This window comes from bacterium (assembly GCA_024226335.1).
Classification (GTDB): Bacteria; Myxococcota_A; UBA9160; order SZUA-336; family SZUA-336; genus JAAELY01.
Genome location: JAAELY010000490.1, coordinates 1 through 19,473 on the forward strand (window position 1 = coordinate 1; position 19,473 = coordinate 19,473).

The window sequence follows — 19,473 nt, forward strand, 5'->3', positions numbered from 1 at the left end:
GCCGGGTGAGTGCATCCAGTACCGGATCATAGCGACAAACAATGCAGCAGCCGATGTGGATTCTGTGGTCATCACGGACGCCACGCCGACGAACACCACCTACAACACTGCGGCTGGTGCCGCGACAGTTACGCAGGGAGCCGTGACCGCTCCGGTTGCGGGAGCTACGGGAACCGTCCAGGCCACCGTGGGTACGATTACCCCGGGTGCCAGCGTAACACTGACTTTCGCCGTTCGAATCGACCCGTAGGCGATCGGAGAACTCGCCCCTCCCTCGCGTAAGCCACGGCTGCGCGCGGGAGGGGCTTCTCGAGTTCCCGACCAATCCTTGAGATCGTTTCTCATCCCGCCCCTTTCCCGATATGCGTCCGGTTGTTCCGGACCCTCGGATCGCGCCGCCGGCCAAGAGAGCAACTCATGAACGAGAGGGCTCGACAGCAGAGAGGACACCCGCAGTATAGGGATCCCCTTTTACTTCTCGCGCTTCTCTCGATGCTATTCAGCGCGACGTCGACCCAAGCCGCACCAGCCGCAGGCTCATCCCTCGATAACCGCGCGACCGGCAGCTACATCTCGACGGTTACCGGTCTTCTGAATCCGCTCGTTTCAAATCGCATCATCGTGAGGGTAGCGCCACTCGAGGCACTGCTGCTCACGATCGACACGACGCGCGCCGCTGCGGCTAGCGGTTCATTCGCCATCGCGCATCGCATTCAGAACACGGGAAACACCCAGAGCACGTATTCGCTCGTGCTCGCGAACCTGGGTGGGGACGACTTCCAGGCCCTGGGACTCGACATCATCAGCGACCTGAACGGGAACGGAGTTCTCGACCCGGGGGAAAGCCCGATCTCCGGAGGACCGGCGACGCTGCTCGCACCTCTGGCAATACTGAATCTGCTCGTTGTCGGGTCCACACCCGGCACCGTACTACCCGGACAGATCGCCCAGATTCTTCTGACTGCGACGACGGATCTACAGGGAGCCAGCGACTCGAATACTGACGATCTCGTGATCGGGGGCGGCGCGATCCTCAGCCTGTCGAAAGCCGCGTCGGACCTGACCCCATCGCCAGGCGGAGCGGTCACCTTCACACTCAGCGGTCGAAACACCGGCCCGCTTCCAGCAACGGGCTCTCCGGTGACAGTGGACGGCGCAGCAGCGAGTTACGTGCTCTTGCGGGACGCGCTCCCGCCAAATCTCGAGTACACCAGCCCGATCAACCCGAGCTTCGGGATAGCGCTGTACCACTCACGCGGAAGCCCAACTCTAAACTACACGACCCTGCCTCCTGCGGACCTCACCCAGGTCGACGAAATTGCCTTTGGCTTACCAGACCTCGCAAGCGGGCAGGCTTACTCGGTCAGTTTCGATGTTCGAGTTCTTTCGCTTGCATCGGGTCCCATCACGAACACGGGAGAAATCCGTTTCGACGACGGGATCTCGGCCGGGATTGCGAGCACGATCAGCAACTCGGTCACACTGATCGTCAGTGGACCCGGGCCGAGCGTCGACTTCTTCACAGACACGAGCTACGGAAGCGTCGCCGCTCTCGGCTCGGTGGGGTCACCGCTCTACCTGCAGGCCGAGTCCAGCCAGTGCAATCTGAATCCAAGCCTGAATGATCCTGCGGTGATCACCCTTACTAGTTCTGTCTCAGGGGACTCCGAGAACTTCGTTGGAATCGAGATATCTCCCAACTCGGGCGTGTTTCGCGTTCTTCCGAGCGTGCCTACAGCTGATGCCGGTGCAGTGCCGGTTCTGAGTGGAAACGGCGTTCTCGAGATTGCGGCAAACGATGTCATCACTGCAGCACTCGCTCCTTGCGGAACGGCGCCGACCGCCTACGCCACATTGCTGATCGATCCTCTGGGTATCGTATTCGACAGCCAGACAAACCTGCCTCTGGGCGGCGCGGTCGTCACATTGATGAACAGCGGCCTCCCGGCCGTCGTACTCGAAGCAGACGGCTCCACACCCGCGGCGAATCCCGTCGTAACTGGACCTGATGGCCGTTATCAGTTCCCACTCGTTGCACCTGGTACATACTCGCTGCAAGTCGTTGCACCGGCCGGATACGGATTCCCTTCGACGGTTCCAATTGGTCTGCTGCCACCTGGCCGCGCGATCGACCCTTCTGGCTCCTTCGGTCTCCCGTTCGGGATTTCAGCTCTCGGCCCCGTACTCGTAGATATTCCCTTGGATCCTGGCGCACTGGTCTCTGGACTCTCTGTCGAGAAGGCGGCTTCGCGCGACGTCGTCGAGATTGGCGATCTCCTCGACTACGAAATTACTGTCCGCAACGGTACCGGCGCCGCATTGTTCGGCGTGGAGGTGCTCGACACCCTGCCGGTGGGATTCCAGTACGAGCAGGGCTCCGCTCGCCTGGACTTCGGACCAATGTCTGACCCGGTTGCTTCGGGTCGAAGTCTCGTCTTCGACGCTGGCGTAGTGATCTCCGGTCAGACACTGACGATCTCGTACCGTGTAAACATCGGTCCGGGCACCGAGTTAGGCGAAGCAATCAACCGAGCTACTGCTACCAGCACCACGACGACAGGCAATACCGCCAGCGCAATCGTCGATGTTCAGGGTGGCGTATTCCACAGCCGTGGGTTCATTCTCGGCAAGGTCTACACGGACTGCAACGACAATGGTCTGCAAGATCCGGGCGAGATCGGACTGGCGCAGGTTAGATTGTATCTGGAAAACGGGAGCTTCGTCTTCACGGATGCGGACGGTAAGTACAGTTTCTACGGAGTAGAACCGCGTACACACGTCGTCAAGATCGATCGTTACTCTCTTCCTGCGGGAAGTAGCTTATCCGTACTGAGCAACCGCAACGGAGAAGATCCGGACACGCGTTTCGTCGATTTGAAGCGCGGCGAACTACATCGAGCTGACTTCGCCGAGAACTCTTGCAGCAATCAGATTCTCGCTGAAGCCCTCGCACGCAGGGAGCGGACCGGAGCGGCGGTATCGGAGCTGGAAAAGCAGCTCGATGAACGACTCGCGATTGACAGAGCACCTACCCAAACGAGTGATCCGCGAACGCTTCCGGCTGAGGGCACTCAAACGGGCCGGGATAGTCTCGGACTCTCCGAGCTGTCTCGTCTTCTGGGCCTGAGCCAACCTGAACCCAAACCGGTTGCACCGATCAATTCCAAACCCGCATTCGAACAGCCTGGCTTTGACGTGCTCTTGCCGGAGTTGGATAACGAGCTCGACTTCCTCTGGCCAATGCACGGCCAGAGGCTTCTGCTTTCGCAGACGATCGTGCGCGTCAAAGGTCCGATCGGCACCCGTCTGGCTCTGCACGTAAACGGCAACGAAGTCTCCGATAGCCGCGTCGGAACACGCAGCAGCTTGCGCGCGACGAAGACAGAAGCTTGGGAGTATGTCGCCGTCCGCCTCGAGCCTGGATCGAATTACCTGGAACTGGTCGGATTTGACGCCTTTGGGAACCAGCGCGGATCCAAGAACATCGAAGTGTTCAGCCCAGGCGCCCTGGCGAAGGTCGAACTGAGCATGCCGATGAAGCGTGTTCCCGCTGACGGGACTTCCGGTCCCGTCGTAGAAGTAAGGCTTCTCGACGCAACGGGCCTGCGTGTCGGAAGCCGGACGGCCGTGACCCTCGAGAGCACACGAGGCACCTGGGAGGTCGAAGACGTCGACCCGGTCGAACCCGGCGTTCAGAGTTTCATCAACGGCGGGATCGGCCGGTTTGCCATGACTCCCGCTACCGAGACCGGCGAAGTGGAAATTCGCGCCCGCAGCGGACGCTACGAGGCGCAGACGGAACTGATTTTCGTACCCGCATTGCGCCCGCTCGTGGCGGTCGGTGTAGTCGAGGGCAGCTTCGCACAACGCGGGCTGGAAAGTAGATCATCGGATCAACTCGGATTCGACGACGGTTTTGAAGAAGAACTCTCCGCGATCGGCGGCCGGGAGCGCGATTGGAAGAACCAGTTCAGTTCTCGAACTGCCGTGTTCCTGAAAGGCGCAGTCGACGAGGAATACCTGCTGACGTTTCGCTATGACTCGGCCCAGAAACAGGACTCTCGCCTATTCAGGGATATCCAACCCGATGAGTTCTATCCGGTGTACGGCGATGCTTCTCTCAGGGGATTCGATGCGCAATCCACGACCCCGCTGTACATGCGCATAGAGAAAGACCGGTCCCACATCACCTACGGTGACTTCACAACGAATGCGCTCGAGAGCGATCCGCGAAGCCTGGCACGCTACCAGCGCAGCCTGACCGGAGTGTTCGGTCGCTATGAGCACGACGTCGTGGACGTGGACTTCTTTGCGAGCGAAGGCGACGCAACGCAGGTGAGTGACGAGATTCCCGCCGAAGGAATCTCCGGGCCGTATACTCTGAGTGTTCGCCGCATCCTACGCGGCAGCGAGACGGTCGAAGTCATCACGCGCGATCGCGATCATCCATCCGTGGTCATCAAAGCCGAGCCCCAAGCACGCTTTACTGACTATACCGTCGACAGCCTGAGTGGAACGATCCTTTTCAGTGGCCCCGTCGCGAGTCACGATTCGGATCTGAATCCCCGTTTCATTCGCGCTTCGTACGAGGTTGAAGAAGGCGGTTCCGACCACTGGATTACTGGAGCGCGAGCCCGTTACCGCCCCTTCTCGTTTCTGGAATTCGGTGGCAGCTTCGTTGAAGACCAGAATGATCAGGAGCCGTTCTCGATGGCGTCGGCCGGCTTCACGCTGAAGCTCAGCGACGAAACCAAACTCGTGGGTGAAGCGGCGGCGACCGATACCGACTTGCTCGGTGGCGGGATTGGAGAAAGGCTGGAACTGCGGCATGCGGGATCGCGCCTTGATGCCCACGCCTATGCCGGCAAGACAGACGAGCAGTTTTCCAATACGGGATCCGGTTTGGGAACGGGAAGGCTGGAGATCGGACTCGATACGAGTTTCCAGATCAATCAGAAGACCCGGCTGCGCGGGGAGTATTTGCGAACCGAAGACGTCGCTACGGATGGTCGACGACAAGGCGTCGCGATCTCGGTCGAGCGGACTCTTGGCGCCTCGCTCAAAGCCGAACTGGGCGCGCGGTACGTGACCGAGACTCTGGAAGCTGCGGACTCCTCTACAGAAGGTGATACGCCGCGCACTCTGACGTCGCTCCGTGCCAAACTCACGGCGCAGCTTCCGCAGATTCCGAAGCTGAGTGTATTCGCGGAATTCGAGCAAGATGTCGACGATTTCGGAAATCGGATGCTCGGACTTGGGGGTGAGTACCAGATCAACCCAAGGGCGCGTGTGTACGCACGACACGAACTCATCTCTTCACTGGTTGGCCCTTTTGCCTTGAATTCCCATTCTCGGCAACATGCGACGGTAGTGGGGCTGGACGCCGACTACACAAGCAACAGCCACGTATTCTCCGAATACCGGGGCGCGGACACATTCTCGGGGCGAGATGCAGAAGCCGCGATTGGCTTGCGCGGTTTGTGGAAAGTCACGCCGTTGCTGGGAATTCAATCGAGCCTCGAGCGCATTCACAGTCTGTCGAGGACTGGGGATCAGGAGAGTACGGCCATCGCAATCGGCCTCGGCTACACCGCCAACAAGAACTGGAAGGCAACGGGACGGCTCGAGTTCCGAGATGGGCGTGACACGGAAAGCTGGTTGCACACGGCCGGGCTTGCAGCTCGAATCAGCGACAGCTGGACGGGTTTGATTCGCCACTCCTTTACACTCGACTCAGCAGATGACTCCCAGCTACGAGACAGGATCCAGATCGGACTGGCATTCCGTGACACTGCTACAAACTTCTGGGATGGACTCTTTCAGCTCGAGTTCCGTGCTGAACGCGCTGGCCGGGGATCGGACCCTGACGTCAACAGAGATCTTGCGATCTTCTCTACCCACCTGAATGTGCAACCCAGCAGGCGACTCAATCTCTTCGGACGTTACGCAGCGAAGTTTGTCGTCGAGGACTCCAATACACTCGATGATCAGAACCTCGGCCAACTGATCAGCAGCCGCCTCACCTACGACATCACCGGGCGCTGGGATCTGAGTCTGATGGGGAGCGTACTGACCAGTAACGGGACAGCCTCCTACAAATACGGTTTGGGCGCTGAGGTCGGGTACCTCGTCATGCAGAACCTGTGGCTCTCCGGCGGCTACAACGTGTTCGGTTTCGAAGACGACGACCTGGATGAACTCCATTACTCGACACCGGGCGTCTACGTACGTCTGCGCTTCAAGTTCGACGAGAAACTCCTCACGCGAGAGACCGGACCACTCTCCAAACTGCTCAGGTTTCGCTAGCCATGGCAAGGAGAGCTTCATCAAGGTTCCTGCACCTGGCCTGGCCGAGCCTGGTAATCGCCGCGATCTTGATCATGCCAGCCCGCGCCGATTTCAGAACGATTCCCTGGTTCAACACCAGCTGGCACTATCGGGTTCCGGTAAGCATCCCGGCGGGAACTCCTGACGGAGCAACTGCGAGCATCGATATCGATTTCGGCGCCCTTCTGGCCTCCATGAATGTGCCCGGCACCTTGGACACGAACTCGGTTCGCCTGGTGCGACCGGGCGGAACACTCGCAACGACACAGGAATTCACCGACGTTCGCTTCGCGAATGTCAGCGATGCTGCCGGTAATGAGCGCGGCGAAGTTCGATTCCTGGTCGAAGACGCTGGTCCCGCTACCTACTATGCCTACTTCGACATCACCGCGAACCCAGCCAAAGCGCCCTGGCCGAATGCTCAAACGATCAACGGCAGTTTCGAATTCGGAAACTCCGGCTGGACGACTGGCAATACTCAGGCCGGTGCAGCGAATAACGAGATCCACCCTCTGGGAGGCGAGGGAAGCGAGATCACTCTGCCAACGAACCCGCCGACTTGTAGCGATAGTGCAGCGACTGTCAACAACTCGCCGAGAACCGGTAGCAACTATCACCTGACCGGCTTCCGGACGGTGTGCGAAAATGGAGCGAATAACGAACTGGCGTGGGTCCAGCGGAGCTTTCGCGTTCCGAACACCGCTTCAGGAAACCTGAACATCCGTTTCAGATTGCAAGGTTTCGATAGCTACATCGGTGACGCGAGATACGATTGGTTCAGAATCCGGGCGGGAACTTCAGCAATCAACCCACCCGTGATCAACCATACGGCGCTCACGATCACTCCGACCAATGGACTTCGGATCGACGCGGCCGGGATCGGACGAAATATTGCCTTTGGCGCGAACTACATCGACCAGGGCTGGCGGACCGCCACGCTACCACTCGCACCCTACGCGGGAACCACGATCACCGTGCGTTTCGAAATGCGCTACTACACCGACCAGTTGTACCGCACGTGGATCGGCCTCGACGATCTGGATTGGAGTCTGGTGACTGCAATCGCGGGGACAGTCGAGGCTTTCGGTGCGAACATCACTGATCCCCCCGACACGGGATCAGGAGCGGCAATGGCGCAGTACGACATCGGCGACACACTCAGCATTGTTGCAGATGCACAAGCCGTCGTTCCGGCCGGTCGAGTCGTAGCCGATGTACTAGACAACGCAGGACAGACCGTCACCAGCGACATCGTACTTTTCGACGATGGAACGCACGGAGATGCCGTAGCAGGGGATCACACATGGAGCAACGATGGCAGCGACTCGGGCTCCCCGACCTACACCTTTACCACGAGCGACCCAGTCGGAAACAGCTGGGTCATTCGTGTGCGAGCACGGGACGGCGCGGGTCTCGCGAGACGTCCGGGTGCAGGGGCGGCTGTGAACCAGGCCAACTACTACAACGTCGACGATCAGGTCTTCGAATTGCTCTTAAGCGTATCTGGTCGTGTGTACGAGGATACTCAGCCGAATCTGATGGCAGAGGCCAGCGAAGACTGGACGGGTGGAAGCGCGGTTTTCGTCAACCTGGTTCAGGGGGGAGCCGTCGTCGGATCCAACCCGGTTGGTCCGGGTACAGGCTCATTCAGCTTTGCGAGCCTGACCGCCGGTAACTACACGGTCGTCGTAACGGACTCCGCAGCAAATCCCAGCCCGGTACAACCGGGCGGCTGGCTCTTCGTGGAACCGACAAGTGGCGGATTGCCCCTGACACTATCCACGCGAGCCCTGGCGGATCAGGATCTGGGATTGTTCAAGGGATCGCGTGTGCGGGGCAGCGTTTTCCGCGACGATGGCGCGGGAGGTGCCGTTGCGAACGACGGAATACACGATGCTGGTGAAACCGGAATCGGGAAAGTCGAGATCCGAGCTACAGACGCAGCCACCACGACGACCTGGGATTCGGACTGGACAAAGGCGGATGGCAGCTTTGAACTCTGGCTTCCCGCAGCCATCGGTTCGAGCACGGTCGTGATTGTCGAGACGAATCCGAGCGGATATCGATCGACCGGTGGTTCATCGGGCACGACAGCTGGCACCTACGATCGCCCAACCGATGCACTGAGTTTCACCAATACGCCGGGAACTTCCTACACGGGCACGGGCTTTGGTGATGTCCTCGAGAATCGCTTCGAGGCGAACGGCCAGCAGAGTTCGCTTCCTGGAAGCGTGGTCTTCTATGCGCACACTTTCTTCGCTGAGAGTTCTGGCACGGTTGGCTTCTTCACATCCCAGACTACGACCCCCGCCAGCCCAGCCTTCACGGCAGCACTCTTCCACGACCAGAATTGCGACGGCCTGATCACTCCGGGAGAGCCGGAACTCATCAGCCCAGTTCCCGTGAGCACCGGGGATAGGGTCTGTGTGATTGTGCGGGAGACCATTCCCGAAGCCGCGGATTTCGGTGCGCAGGACTCGACTCAGGTCACCGCAGTTTTCGGCTACGCGAATGCGCTCCCTCCCCTGATGGCCAGTTACAGTCTGACCGATCTGACGACCGCGTCGGATTCACAAAGCGCCGGTCTGGTATTGCACAAGACGGTGGACCTGGCGACCGCGTTACCCGGCGATACGCTGGTCTACAGCATCGAGTACACGAATACGGGCTCCGCCCCCATCACCGACGTAGATGTATTCGACTCGACACCGGCTTTCACCACCTTTCTGGCGGCGAGTTGCGGTCCTGCAGACCCCGGAACGAGTTGCACTGTGACGATGCAACCGACGGTTGGAGCTACGGGTTCATTGCAATGGACGATAAGCGGGACACTGCCCGCCTCGGGAACAGGAACCGTAACCTACAGTGTACGGATCGACTAAGACCCAACTCGTGGGTCAAGAATCTCCCCGACTTCAATTCATACTGATTGCGCGGCAATTCCCGCTACTGATAGTATGCCGCGGTGTTCCTTCTCCGCAGCGCATTGCTTGGATCGCTGGTCATACTCTGTTCGTCTCCCCTTGCCCTGAATGCGCTCAAAGACGACGTCTTCTTCGATATTCAGGAGATCGAGAATGAAGGACGCAGCGTTGCCGCAGGATTTGGCGACTTCAATGGAGACGAAAAGACCGACCTCTTTATCGTCGCACTGAAGGGTGTCGGCCCCTCGGAGACGCGAGAGATCCGGGTCTACCTCTCCAGCCAACCCGAACAGATTCCGCTGCAACCGACTCACGTATTCGAGGTTCCGCACTGGAGCGCCGTCTACGATATCTCTGACGTTCGGCCAGAGACAGCCGGAGAAGAACTCGTGCTGCTGCGTCCGGATGGCGTTTCGATCTTTTCGCTCGCGGGCCCGAAAGTCAAAACCTGGGACCTCCGGGCACCGGGCCCTTCATCTGTAGGCGTGGCCGACGATGAACGTGGACTCGAGCGCTTTCCGATCGTGTATCGCGACTTCGGAACTGAACCGTGGCTGCTGATACCGCAGATCGGCCAGCTCACCGCCTTGTCGACGACCGGAGAACTGAAAGCCCAGATCATCCTTCCCCGCCGCGCAAACTATTTCATCCTTCCCAACACCGGCTTGTTCTCCCTGGAAAGCGACTTCCAAGTCTACCTGGATGTACCCAAACTGAGCGTTGGCGATGTCGATGGTGATGGTCGCAGCGACATAATTTCAGCGACCCGTCACGAGATTCGCGTCTTTCTGCAGAAGAAGACGGGAGGGTTCGATACAACGGCAAGCCGTAGCTACCCCTTGAGATTCGTTACCGCACGCGATCATATTCGCGGATCGGGCGGTGTGACGAGCGAGTTCGGTGACATCAACAACGATGACCAACTCGACTTGCTGATCTCTCACGTGCAAGGCAGTTTTAAGGATGCGACTACGACGCTCTACGTCTACTTGAACAAAGGCGGTGTTTGGGATCTCGAAAAGCCCGATGAAACGCTGAGCTACGATGCGAGCCTCGTTTCGAATGCGCTTCTGGATCTCGATAGCGACAACCGGCCCGAACTCCTGAGTGTGAAATTTGACTTCAGCATGCTGGAATTCGTTGAGTTGCTACTGAGTAGCGAAATTGATGCAACCGTTTCGATTCGCCGCTACTCCGAGGACGGCGGGTTCGGCGAGAAACCCTGGATCGACAAGAAGCTCTCTCTGCCCTTCAGTTTCGCTACGTTTCGCATGAAGGGTTTCATCCCGACGGCAAACGCAGATATCAACGGAGATACACATCTGGACTTCGTTTTGTCGGGCGGCGGTGAGGAACTGGAATTCTATCTGGGTGGCCCCAAAGGCCCCTTCGACACAAAGCCGCTGCGTCAAGAAATCGGGACGGCCGGTGTGATTCAGTGGGGAGATCTCAATCGCGACGGATTGCCGGATTTCGTGATCTTCGATCCTCACAACTTCGACGTGCCTGTCAAACTAGGCCGCAATACGGGTCGACTTCCGGGAACGCGCCCAGTGCTGCGCGAACTTCCGACCTCAGGTATTCACTGAGAACCGCCGTGCGTTACGGCGGAATGCTAGCCGGGAGTCGAGAATCCCAGCTCTTCTAGCTCCGCGCGCAGCGCGGGCAGTCCGAGAAGGCGAACAAAGGCCTGTACCACCGGCCGCTCGAGTCGCGCCTTCGGAACGACGAAGTCGTAGTACTCGGTACGCAGCGGCCGAAACACCAGACCCGCCCCCCGCGCTACCGTCTCGATCGTGACGCCCCAGTCCGCTCTCCCCTGTCCGATGGCCGCCGCCACGGCGTTGTGGGAGCGCGGCTCGTAGGGATAGCCGTCCGGACGGCGATCTTCCAGAAGCTGGTCGATCAACACGCGAGTTCCGCTTCCTCGATTGCGATTGACGATGCGAAGCTCCGAATCCGCCAGTAGCAAGCCCGTATCCCGCTTTTCGTCTGGACGGGTCACCACTCCTTGCATTCGCCGATATCCCGGGATGAGTTCCAGGCTGTCATCGATAAACGGAGTGTTGTAGGTATCGGTTATCGGATCCAGGAGGTGCGCTGGCGCGACGTCACACTCCCCGCGGCGCGCGGCATCAATACCAGCCTGGCTTCCGACTGCCAGTAGCTTGACCGAGTACCCCTCGGCTCGTAGCGCGCGGGCGATCACATCGAGCCCGATGCAATGGCTTCCGATCACGACGAGATCCGCCGGTTCGAGAGCACCGCCGAGTAGCGTTACGGCGACCTCGGTTCCAGCTTCGACTATTTCGGTCTGACGCTCCATGCGCACGAATCCGTCTGCGCGGGAAAACGAGGTGACGCTGCCACTGCCTTTGCCCATCGGATAGGCTGCCAGTCCTCCTGACAATGTGCGTACGAGACCGACGAGCAGATACTCCAGTCGACCCCGGTCGGTATTGACGCGCACGGCGAGTTCCGCGCGACAATTCTCGACGCGCTGGGTTGGAAGGCCGGAAAGCTGTCGGATCACGGGCGCGATGAACTCGTGGAAGGTGAAGATCGCAGATGTGGGGAAACCGGGCAGTATCGCCACGGGAGTTCCCGCTTGTGCCGCCAGGCACACGGGCTTTCCGGGCTTGAGTGCCACGCCATGGACCGAAATTCCCGGATCGAGTTCAGCTACCACTCGATAGGATAGGTCGCCCTCGCCCTTCGATGTTCCACCGGAAAGCAGGACGACATCGTTCTCACGCAATGCGCGTTCTGTTACGGTGCGTAGCTCATCTTCCTCGTCGCGAAACGCGCCCAGAAAATCCGGCTGACCTCCCAGTTCGATCACCGCGTCAGACAGGATGCGTCCATTGGAGTCGTATACCAATCCAGGTCGCATCTCTTCGCCCGGAGCCACGATCTCGTCGCCCGTGGAAATCACCGCCACGCGTGGGCGGCGTACCACGGAAACACGAGCCACACCGATGGCCGCCAGCACGCCGGTTTCCCGAGAGGAAAGGCGGGTCCCCGCATACAGCACGGTTTCACCGGCGCCCATATCCGTACCCGCGTACGAGAGCGCTGCTCCCGGCACGCGCGCGTCGCGCACGCTCAGTGTCTTTCCGTCATCGGACAGATCCGTCAGTTCGACCGGGATGACCGCGTCCGCACCGCGCGGCAGCATGCCGCCGGTCGCAATCGAAGTAGCCGTTCCGGGTCTCACTTCATCCTTGGGTCTAACCCCGGTCGGGATCGTCTCGGTATTGATTTGCAGCCGAAGGGGCTCGGACTCGTTTGCGCCAAACGTGTCGGCCGCCCGAACTGCAAATCCATCCATGTTCGAGCGGTCGAAACTGGGCACATCGACTTCGGTACGTACATCGCCGGCGAGCACGCGCCCCAGTGCCTCTTCGACGGACACTTCCTCCGGGGACAGTGGCGCAAGATCCAGTGTGGCATGCCAGCGCAGCTCGGCTTCGTCGCGATCGATGACTTCGAGGAATTGATCCTGTTTCAAGGAAGTTCTCCGATCCCAGAGTCGTCGTCGTAGAGCAGGACCTCGACCTCGGCACCTTGGGGCATGCCCTCCAACTCTCGAGCGACGATGACCGCCCCACTCGCCTTGACCGTTGACGAGAGGATCGACGCGCCGGAGGTCGCAATTGGCGTCACACCTTCGGATTCGAGAACGACGCGCACGTAGTCCGTACGCCCAACCTCTGAAACGATCTTGCGCAGCAACGGTGCACGAACGCGCCGATGGGGCCAGGCGCGCGTGCGGCCGCCGAGTGCACGAATCGATGGCCCGGCGAAGAACTCGTACGCGCAAAGACAGCTGACCGGATTTCCCGGAAGCAGGAAAACCAGAGAGGCTCCCACTCGCCCGCCGCCGGCGGGACTCGAGGGACGCATGGTCACACCGTGAAAATCCAGGGTGCCCAACTCGGCGAGTAGTCGCGGCGCGTGATCCTCCAGGCCAACCGAACTTCCGCCCGAAACGAGCACGACGTCGGCTTGCTCCGTGGCCAGCGCGGCCCGGATCACCTCCGGCCGGTCGGGCAAGATCTCGAAGGGCAGGACCGTGCCACCATCGCGCTCGGCCAGGGCGCTGAGCATGATCGAGTTCGAGTCCACGATCTTGCAACCCTCTGGAGCACTGCCCGCCTCCAGAAGTTCGTCGCCGGTGATGACCAGTTGAATCCTGGGAGTGCGAACGCACTCAACTTCGGCGAAACCGATCGAAGCCAGAAGTCCGACATCCTGCGGACGCAATCGGCGACCCGCGGAAAGCACGTCCGCACCCACTCGGATGTCTTCGCCGATCGCTCCCACGTTTTTTTGCGGTGCTACCGGCTCGCGGATCTCGACTTTCGAGGCATGCTCCTCGCAGACTTCCGCCTTCACGACGGCATCAGCACCCGCTGGAACGGGTGCACCGGTCATGATGCGCACGGCCTGACCGGTTTCGACCTCGCCGTCGAAGGGCCGCCCGGGGTAGCTCTCGCCGATCAGGTGGAGCGAGATCGTCGTGTACTCCGAAGCCCCAAAGGTGTCTTCTCCGCGCACGGCGTAACCGTCCATCGCGGAGCGGGCAAAACCCGGAACATCAAATCGGGAACTCACCCCGCGTGCGAGCACGCGTCCGGCACACTCTCGAAGCGGTACGACCTCCGAAGGCAGGGGCGCGGAGCGCTTCGCGAGCGCGGACTCCACCTGCTCGACGTCGGCGCGCTCCGAGAAGCCACGCATTCGAACGTCTCGCATCATCGCTGTACCGTGCGGTCGCGGTTCCCTGGTATTCCGTCCATTCCCAGGATCCGACCGAACTGGCGTCGGTCGGCTCCTGAGAAAGGGTCCTAACCAGAGGCCTTGGTTGCGAAGAGTTCCTCACGTATGGGCTTGCGGACCTTCGCATCGGCGATCACATCTGCGGAGACGTCGAAGACGGCGTTGGCCGGGCCGATCGCATCTTCCTTCATGCACTGGGGAAGCACGTCATCTGCTTCGGTCAGGCCGGCGCGTTGGTTGAAATCCCACTCATCCTGGAGGATCTGCCAACCCTGATCCGCAATCTCCTCCCGCGAGACCTCTTTTCCGACCATATGGCCGTAGTACTCGCGAATCTGGTCGAGCGTCGGCGAGAGGAACTGGCAGAAACCCGACGAGTCACAAACGGCGTTGATCAACTGCACTTCCTGTGACGCACGTGCGAATTCTTCGGGCGGCAGACCCGGATTGACGATCAGACCCGCCGTATGATCCGCACCCATCGGGCCGGAGGCGTATGTCACGCCGGTTGCTTTGAGGGGTCGCGGATCCCACGCGGGAATCGCCTGGCCCTTGACCACCGGAATCCGATGATGCCCCGTCCGCTTGCCGACTGCGACGGCGCCATTGCCGACCGTATCGGCCAGCTCATCGCCCTTGCCGACCTTGGAGAGCAGGTCCTTCATGCCCTGCGCATCGCCCCACTCCATCTTGCCGGCATCCATCAAGACACCGAGTGCCGCACCGGCCTCGATCGTATCGAGTCCGACCTCATCGCAGATCCGGTCCAGATCGGCAACGTCTTCCCAGCTGGCGACGGCGCAGTTCGCACCGAGCAGTGTCAGCGTCTCGAACTCGAGCGCGGAAGTCTTGTAGTTGCCTTCGGAGTCGTGAACGATGTTGGAGCACTGCACGATGCAGCCGGTCATGCAGTTATGCATGCTGCCTCCGCGCTTCTCGAAGCTCTCGTTGATGCGCGCCCCTTCCAGGTTCGCGACGTCGGGCGACTGACCCTCGGTGCGGTTCTTGTACGGGAAGGTGTTGAGCATGTTCGCGACGGGAACCACCGAAGCGGTACCGGTCTTGAACATCTGCGGACCTTCCAGGTACGCCTTCGAAACCTTCTTGCTCAGTTCCGCGAACTCCGCCTTGCGAGCCGGTGTCCGCAGCTTGGCCTTGCCCCGGTCTACGGCGACGAACTTCAGGCCCTTCGAGCCCATGACCGCACCGAGTCCACCACGACCGGCGTGGCGAGAAGGCCTGCGACCGTCCTGGTCGGTGCACGCTACCGATGCGCCGGTCAGCTGAGCTTCACCCGCGGGTCCGATCGTAATGAACGACGCGGTCTTCTCGTAGTTTTTCGCGAGCGCCTCGCAGGTCGCATAATTCCACAAGCCTTTGAGGTGGTCGGCTGCGACAACACGCGCGCCGCTTTCATCGACCTCGAGACCGTAGCGAGCATCGCTATTCGAGGGAGACCCCTTCACGATGATCGCGCGAAAACCGAGCTTGTTCAGATCCTGGGAGGGATTGCCACCCGAACTCGCTTCCTTGATGCCGCCGGTCAGCGGGCTCTTGCCACCGACCGAAAGCCGACCGGAAGTCGGTGCCGCGGTGCCAGACAGAAGGCCGGAAGCGAGCACCAGCACATTTTCAGGACCGAGAGGATCGCAGGTCGGATCGCAATCACGCTGCAGGATCTTCGCGGACAAACCGCGACCACCGAGCAGGTTCCATTCTTCAGGCAGGTCTTCGAACGAAACACTCTGATCGGTCATATTGACTTGGATGATGCGGTCGGCCATTTCGGTCCTCCTGTGAGGGCCGGGAGTCTATCATAGGGCCGCAGCAAGAACCGCCGCGGCCGCGGGCTTTCCGGCGCTCTCCTGCCGCCCGCCCGCGGGCCGTTCAGGCCCCTGCTCGAAACCGCTCAGCCGCCCGCGATGGCGGCAATCACCGTGACGAAATCACCCTTGGTGAGAGCGCGATCGAGCCCAGCGGAATCCAGGAGTTCCTCGGCCAGAAACAGCTTCACGAAACGGTGCACGGAACCGTCGGCGGAGAAAACCTGCGGACCAAAACCGGGGTATTGCGACTCCACGGCATCCAGGGCCTCGCGCACGGTCCCGGCCTCTACCTCGACCTGGCTCGCGCCTTGGGTCGGCCCCCGGTACGGCGGCGGAATGATCACGGTTGGCATGATGGGAGTCTAACCTGGGCGCGCCGGGTGTTCAGGTTTCGCGCCGCCAGAACACTGAGCAATCGTCAATCTTCTGCATGGGCGTCGCGATGTCGCGCTCGGCGCGAAAATCGTCGATCGCCGCTCGGCAGTTGCGCAGGTAGTAGTGATCGATCCTTCGGCAGCCACGCACGATACGTATCGCCCAGGGCGATCCGCGTCAGGATCTTCTTCATCAGATCCAGTTACAGTTCCTCGGGCGCCAGATGGGCATTGGGCAAGATGAAGGGCTCCTGGAATCTTTTGGACTGCTTGGATTTGGGGATGCGATGGGCCAGATCGCTTTCCTGGTGCCTGGCCGGCTCAACCCTTTGGTGGCATGCGAATCGCGCCGTCCAGGCGAATGGTCAGGCCGTTGAGCATCGGATTCTCGACGATGGAACGCGCCAGGTGCGCGTATTCCGCCGGATCCCCCAGGCGTCGCGGGAAGGGAATATTCGCGGCCAGCGCCTGGCGCGCCGGTTCGGGAAGGCCCGCCAGCAGCGGCGTGTCGAATAGACCGGGCGCGATCGTGATGCAACGGATCCCCATACTCGCAAGGTCGCGGGCGATCGGAAGCGTCATGCCGACGATCCCGCCCTTGGAGGCCGAATAGGCCACCTGCCCGATCTGACCGTCGTATGCGGCGACACTCGCGGTATTGATGATCACGCCGCGTTCGCCGCCAGCGTCGGGATCGTTCTTCGACATGCGATCAGACGCGAGCCTGATCGAGTTGAAAGTACCGATCAAGTTGATCTCGACGACTTTTGCGAAGGGTTCGATCGGGTGAGGGCCATCGCGCGTGACCGTGCGTTGCGCCCAGCCAATTCCCGCGCAGCTGATGACCATACGAATTTCGCCGAAGGCCTCGATGCCCTGATCGAGCGCAGCTTCGATGGTCTCGGGCTTTGTCACATCGCCCGGGCAGAAGATTGCATTCTCTCCCAGCTCGGCGGCGTACTTCTCGCCCGGCGAAGTCGGAAGATCGAGAATCACGACCTTCCCGCCCGCTGAAACAATCTCTTTTGCAGTTGCTCCCCCGAGCCCCGATGCGCCTCCGGTGACGAGTGCTGCTGTTCCCTGGATTTCCATCGCGACTATTCCTCCTGATCGAGATACGTGTAACCCGACATTCCCTGTTCAAAACGGCGCCTGAGCAGCGCAGATTCCTCAAGGGTAATAGCGCCTTTTCGGAGCGAGCGTTCAACTGCCTTGCGAACCCTCTCCGCGAGATCGCGTCGATCGTACTGCACGTAGGAGAGCACCTCATCCACGGAGTCTCCTTCGACCACCTGCTCCACCGTGTACCCGCCGTCGGAAAAGAGATGAACGTGGACGGCGTCGGTATCTCCGAACAGGTTGTGCATCTCCCCCAGAGTCTCCTGGTAGGCACCGACCAGGAAGGCCCCGATGTAGTAGGGGCGTCCGTCGGGCGAGTGAAGCTGGATCAGATTGCGTTGCCCACGTCGGTCGATGAAGCGGTCGACCTTTCCGTCGGAGTCACAGGTCAAGTCAGCGAAGATCGCGGGTCTCGTCGGCTCCTCATCGAGGCGGTGGATCGGCACGAGAGGGAAGAGTTGATCCATCGCCCAGGAATCCGGCAGTGACTGAAACACCGAGAAGTTTCCGTAGTAGGTATCGGCGAGCTGACGGTCGAGCCGTCTCAGGTCATCGGGCACGTAGTCCAGTTTTCGGGCTTCCCGCTGAATTCGCTCACAACAGCCCCAGAAGAGCTGCTCCATGCGCGCCCGCCCTGCAAGATCGATCATACCCAGACCGAAAGCACTGATCGTTTCCTCTTTCAACTGGACGGCGTCGTGATAGGACTCCAGAACGTTGTCGCGAGTGATATTCGACCAGACTTCCCAGAGTTCTCGGATCGTCTTGTTCTCCGCGGGGTCCGGCGATGGATGGCCCACATTCTCGGGCATCGCATCGACGCTGAGCACATCGAATACGAGGACCGATGCGTGCGAAACAAGAGCGCGTCCGGACTCGGTAATGATGTCGGGGTGCGGAACACCGCGTTCGGAACACGCGTCGCGAATCGCAGCGATCACATCGTAGGCGTACTCCTGGGTCGTGTAGTTCATCGACGAATCGGTGCTCGTCTGAGATCCGTCGTAATCCACGCCCAGGCCTCCCCCCACATCGAGCAGATGTACGGGTGCGCCCAGTTCATGCAGACCCACGAAGATTCGACTCGCCTCACCGAGCGCGTTCTTGTGGGCGCGGATCGACGTAATCTGCGATCCGATATGGAAGTGGAGCATCTCCAGGCAGTCGACCATGTCCTCGCTGCGCAAGCGGTTGACCACTGAAACAATCTCGGTTGCCGACAGACCGAACTTGGAGCGCTCCCCCGTCGATTCGGACCACTTGCCCGCGCCGCGGGAGGCCAGACGCGCACGTACGCCGATACGAGGGCGGATGTTCAGCTCGGCCGAAATCTTCAAGAGCATGTCGAGTTCGTTGGGCCGATCGAGCACGATGATCGGGTTGCGCGCCAGAAGCTGTGCAAGGAGGGCCGTCTCCAGATAGGAACGGTCCTTGTAGCCATTGCATACGATCAGGGCGTCGGGATTGTCGAGCAATGCGAGCGCCACGAGAAGTTCGGGTTTGCTTCCCACTTCCAGGCCCAGGCTGCGTTTGCTCCCGAAGCCGATCAGCTCTTCCACTACCTGTCGTTGTTGGTTGACTTTGATGGGGTACACGCCGAAATAGCGACCGTTGTAGTCGTACTCGGCGATCGCGCGATCGAAGCAGGCGCCGATTTCACGCACCTGGCTCGAGAGGATGTCGGAGAAGCGGATCAGGAGCGGTGTTCGCATCCCGCGTCGCTTGAGTTCGACCAGGAGGTCGGGCAGGTTGATCGACCCGCCGTCACCTTCGCCTCCGTTCGGATGCACCAGGATGTCGCCGAATTTCCCGACGGAGAAGTAGTCGCCTCCCCAGTAGGAAATCCCATACAGCTCTGCACTGTCGCGTGTAGTCCACTGGGTCATACGTCCATCCTTCGACCCACGGCAGCGGGGCGGAGCACTCGAACCGGCGCCGATCTTCGGCGGCGGCCCATCTTAGGCCCAAGGAGCGGGACCTGCTAGGGAATCTCTGCACAGGGAGGATTCGAGCGAGAAGCGGGAGTCGCCGCCTGAGCAAGAAGCGTGATCCGATCGCAGATCCGTAGATCTGCAGAGGGTCGCGCGACGCAGCGCAGGCGGATGCATCGAGCTTCGCAGC

The 19,473-nt window shown here is 60.5% G+C and carries 11 protein-coding genes; 4 read left to right on the forward strand and 7 right to left on the reverse strand.

The genetic code is table 11. The features are described from left to right. From GY725_23625 to GY725_23640, 4 genes are all read left to right on the forward strand, one after another. The coding region (locus GY725_23625) for a DUF11 domain-containing protein (protein MCP4007184.1) at positions 1-250 on the forward strand (250 nt) is incomplete at its 5' end. A 242-nt stretch (positions 251-492) separates the two neighbouring features. Next, positions 493-6,306: a DUF11 domain-containing protein gene (locus GY725_23630; protein MCP4007185.1), complete on the forward strand. Its 5,814-nt coding sequence runs from the start codon at positions 493-495 to the stop codon at positions 6,304-6,306. Between the two features lie 2 nt (positions 6,307-6,308). Continuing rightward, positions 6,309-9,209, forward strand: a complete 2,901-nt coding sequence (locus GY725_23635; protein ID MCP4007186.1) for a DUF11 domain-containing protein — start codon at positions 6,309-6,311, stop codon at positions 9,207-9,209. A gap of 83 nt (positions 9,210-9,292) precedes the next feature. Beyond that, positions 9,293-10,840, forward strand: a complete 1,548-nt coding sequence (locus GY725_23640; protein MCP4007187.1) for a VCBS repeat-containing protein — start codon at positions 9,293-9,295, stop codon at positions 10,838-10,840. A gap of 26 nt (positions 10,841-10,866) precedes the next feature. Here GY725_23640 and GY725_23645 read toward each other — a convergent pair whose 3' ends face one another. The 7 genes from GY725_23645 to speA form a co-directional block, all read right to left on the reverse strand. Then, positions 10,867-12,762, reverse strand: a complete 1,896-nt coding sequence (locus GY725_23645; protein ID MCP4007188.1) for a molybdopterin biosynthesis protein — start codon at positions 12,760-12,762, stop codon at positions 10,867-10,869. After that, on the reverse strand, positions 12,759-14,009 hold the full coding sequence (locus GY725_23650) for a molybdopterin molybdotransferase MoeA (protein MCP4007189.1): 1,251 nt from the start codon (positions 14,007-14,009) through the stop codon (positions 12,759-12,761). The genes GY725_23645 and GY725_23650 overlap by 4 nt, the downstream gene beginning before the upstream one ends. Positions 14,010-14,101: 92 nt before the next feature. After that, positions 14,102-15,817: an aldehyde ferredoxin oxidoreductase gene (locus GY725_23655; GenBank protein MCP4007190.1), complete on the reverse strand. Its 1,716-nt coding sequence runs from the start codon at positions 15,815-15,817 to the stop codon at positions 14,102-14,104. A gap of 125 nt (positions 15,818-15,942) precedes the next feature. After that, on the reverse strand, positions 15,943-16,212 hold the full coding sequence (locus GY725_23660; GenBank protein ID MCP4007191.1) for a MoaD/ThiS family protein: 270 nt from the start codon (positions 16,210-16,212) through the stop codon (positions 15,943-15,945). Between the two features lie 31 nt (positions 16,213-16,243). Further along, positions 16,244-16,384 (reverse strand): hypothetical protein, encoded by a 141-nt coding sequence (locus tag GY725_23665; protein MCP4007192.1) that lies wholly within the window; start codon positions 16,382-16,384, stop codon positions 16,244-16,246. Between the two features lie 170 nt (positions 16,385-16,554). Further along, positions 16,555-17,325, reverse strand: a complete 771-nt coding sequence (locus GY725_23670) for a 3-hydroxyacyl-CoA dehydrogenase (protein MCP4007193.1) — start codon at positions 17,323-17,325, stop codon at positions 16,555-16,557. Between the two features lie 5 nt (positions 17,326-17,330). Continuing rightward, positions 17,331-19,238: a biosynthetic arginine decarboxylase gene (gene speA, locus GY725_23675; GenBank protein MCP4007194.1), complete on the reverse strand. Its 1,908-nt coding sequence runs from the start codon at positions 19,236-19,238 to the stop codon at positions 17,331-17,333. Positions 19,239-19,473 lie beyond the last annotated feature (235 nt).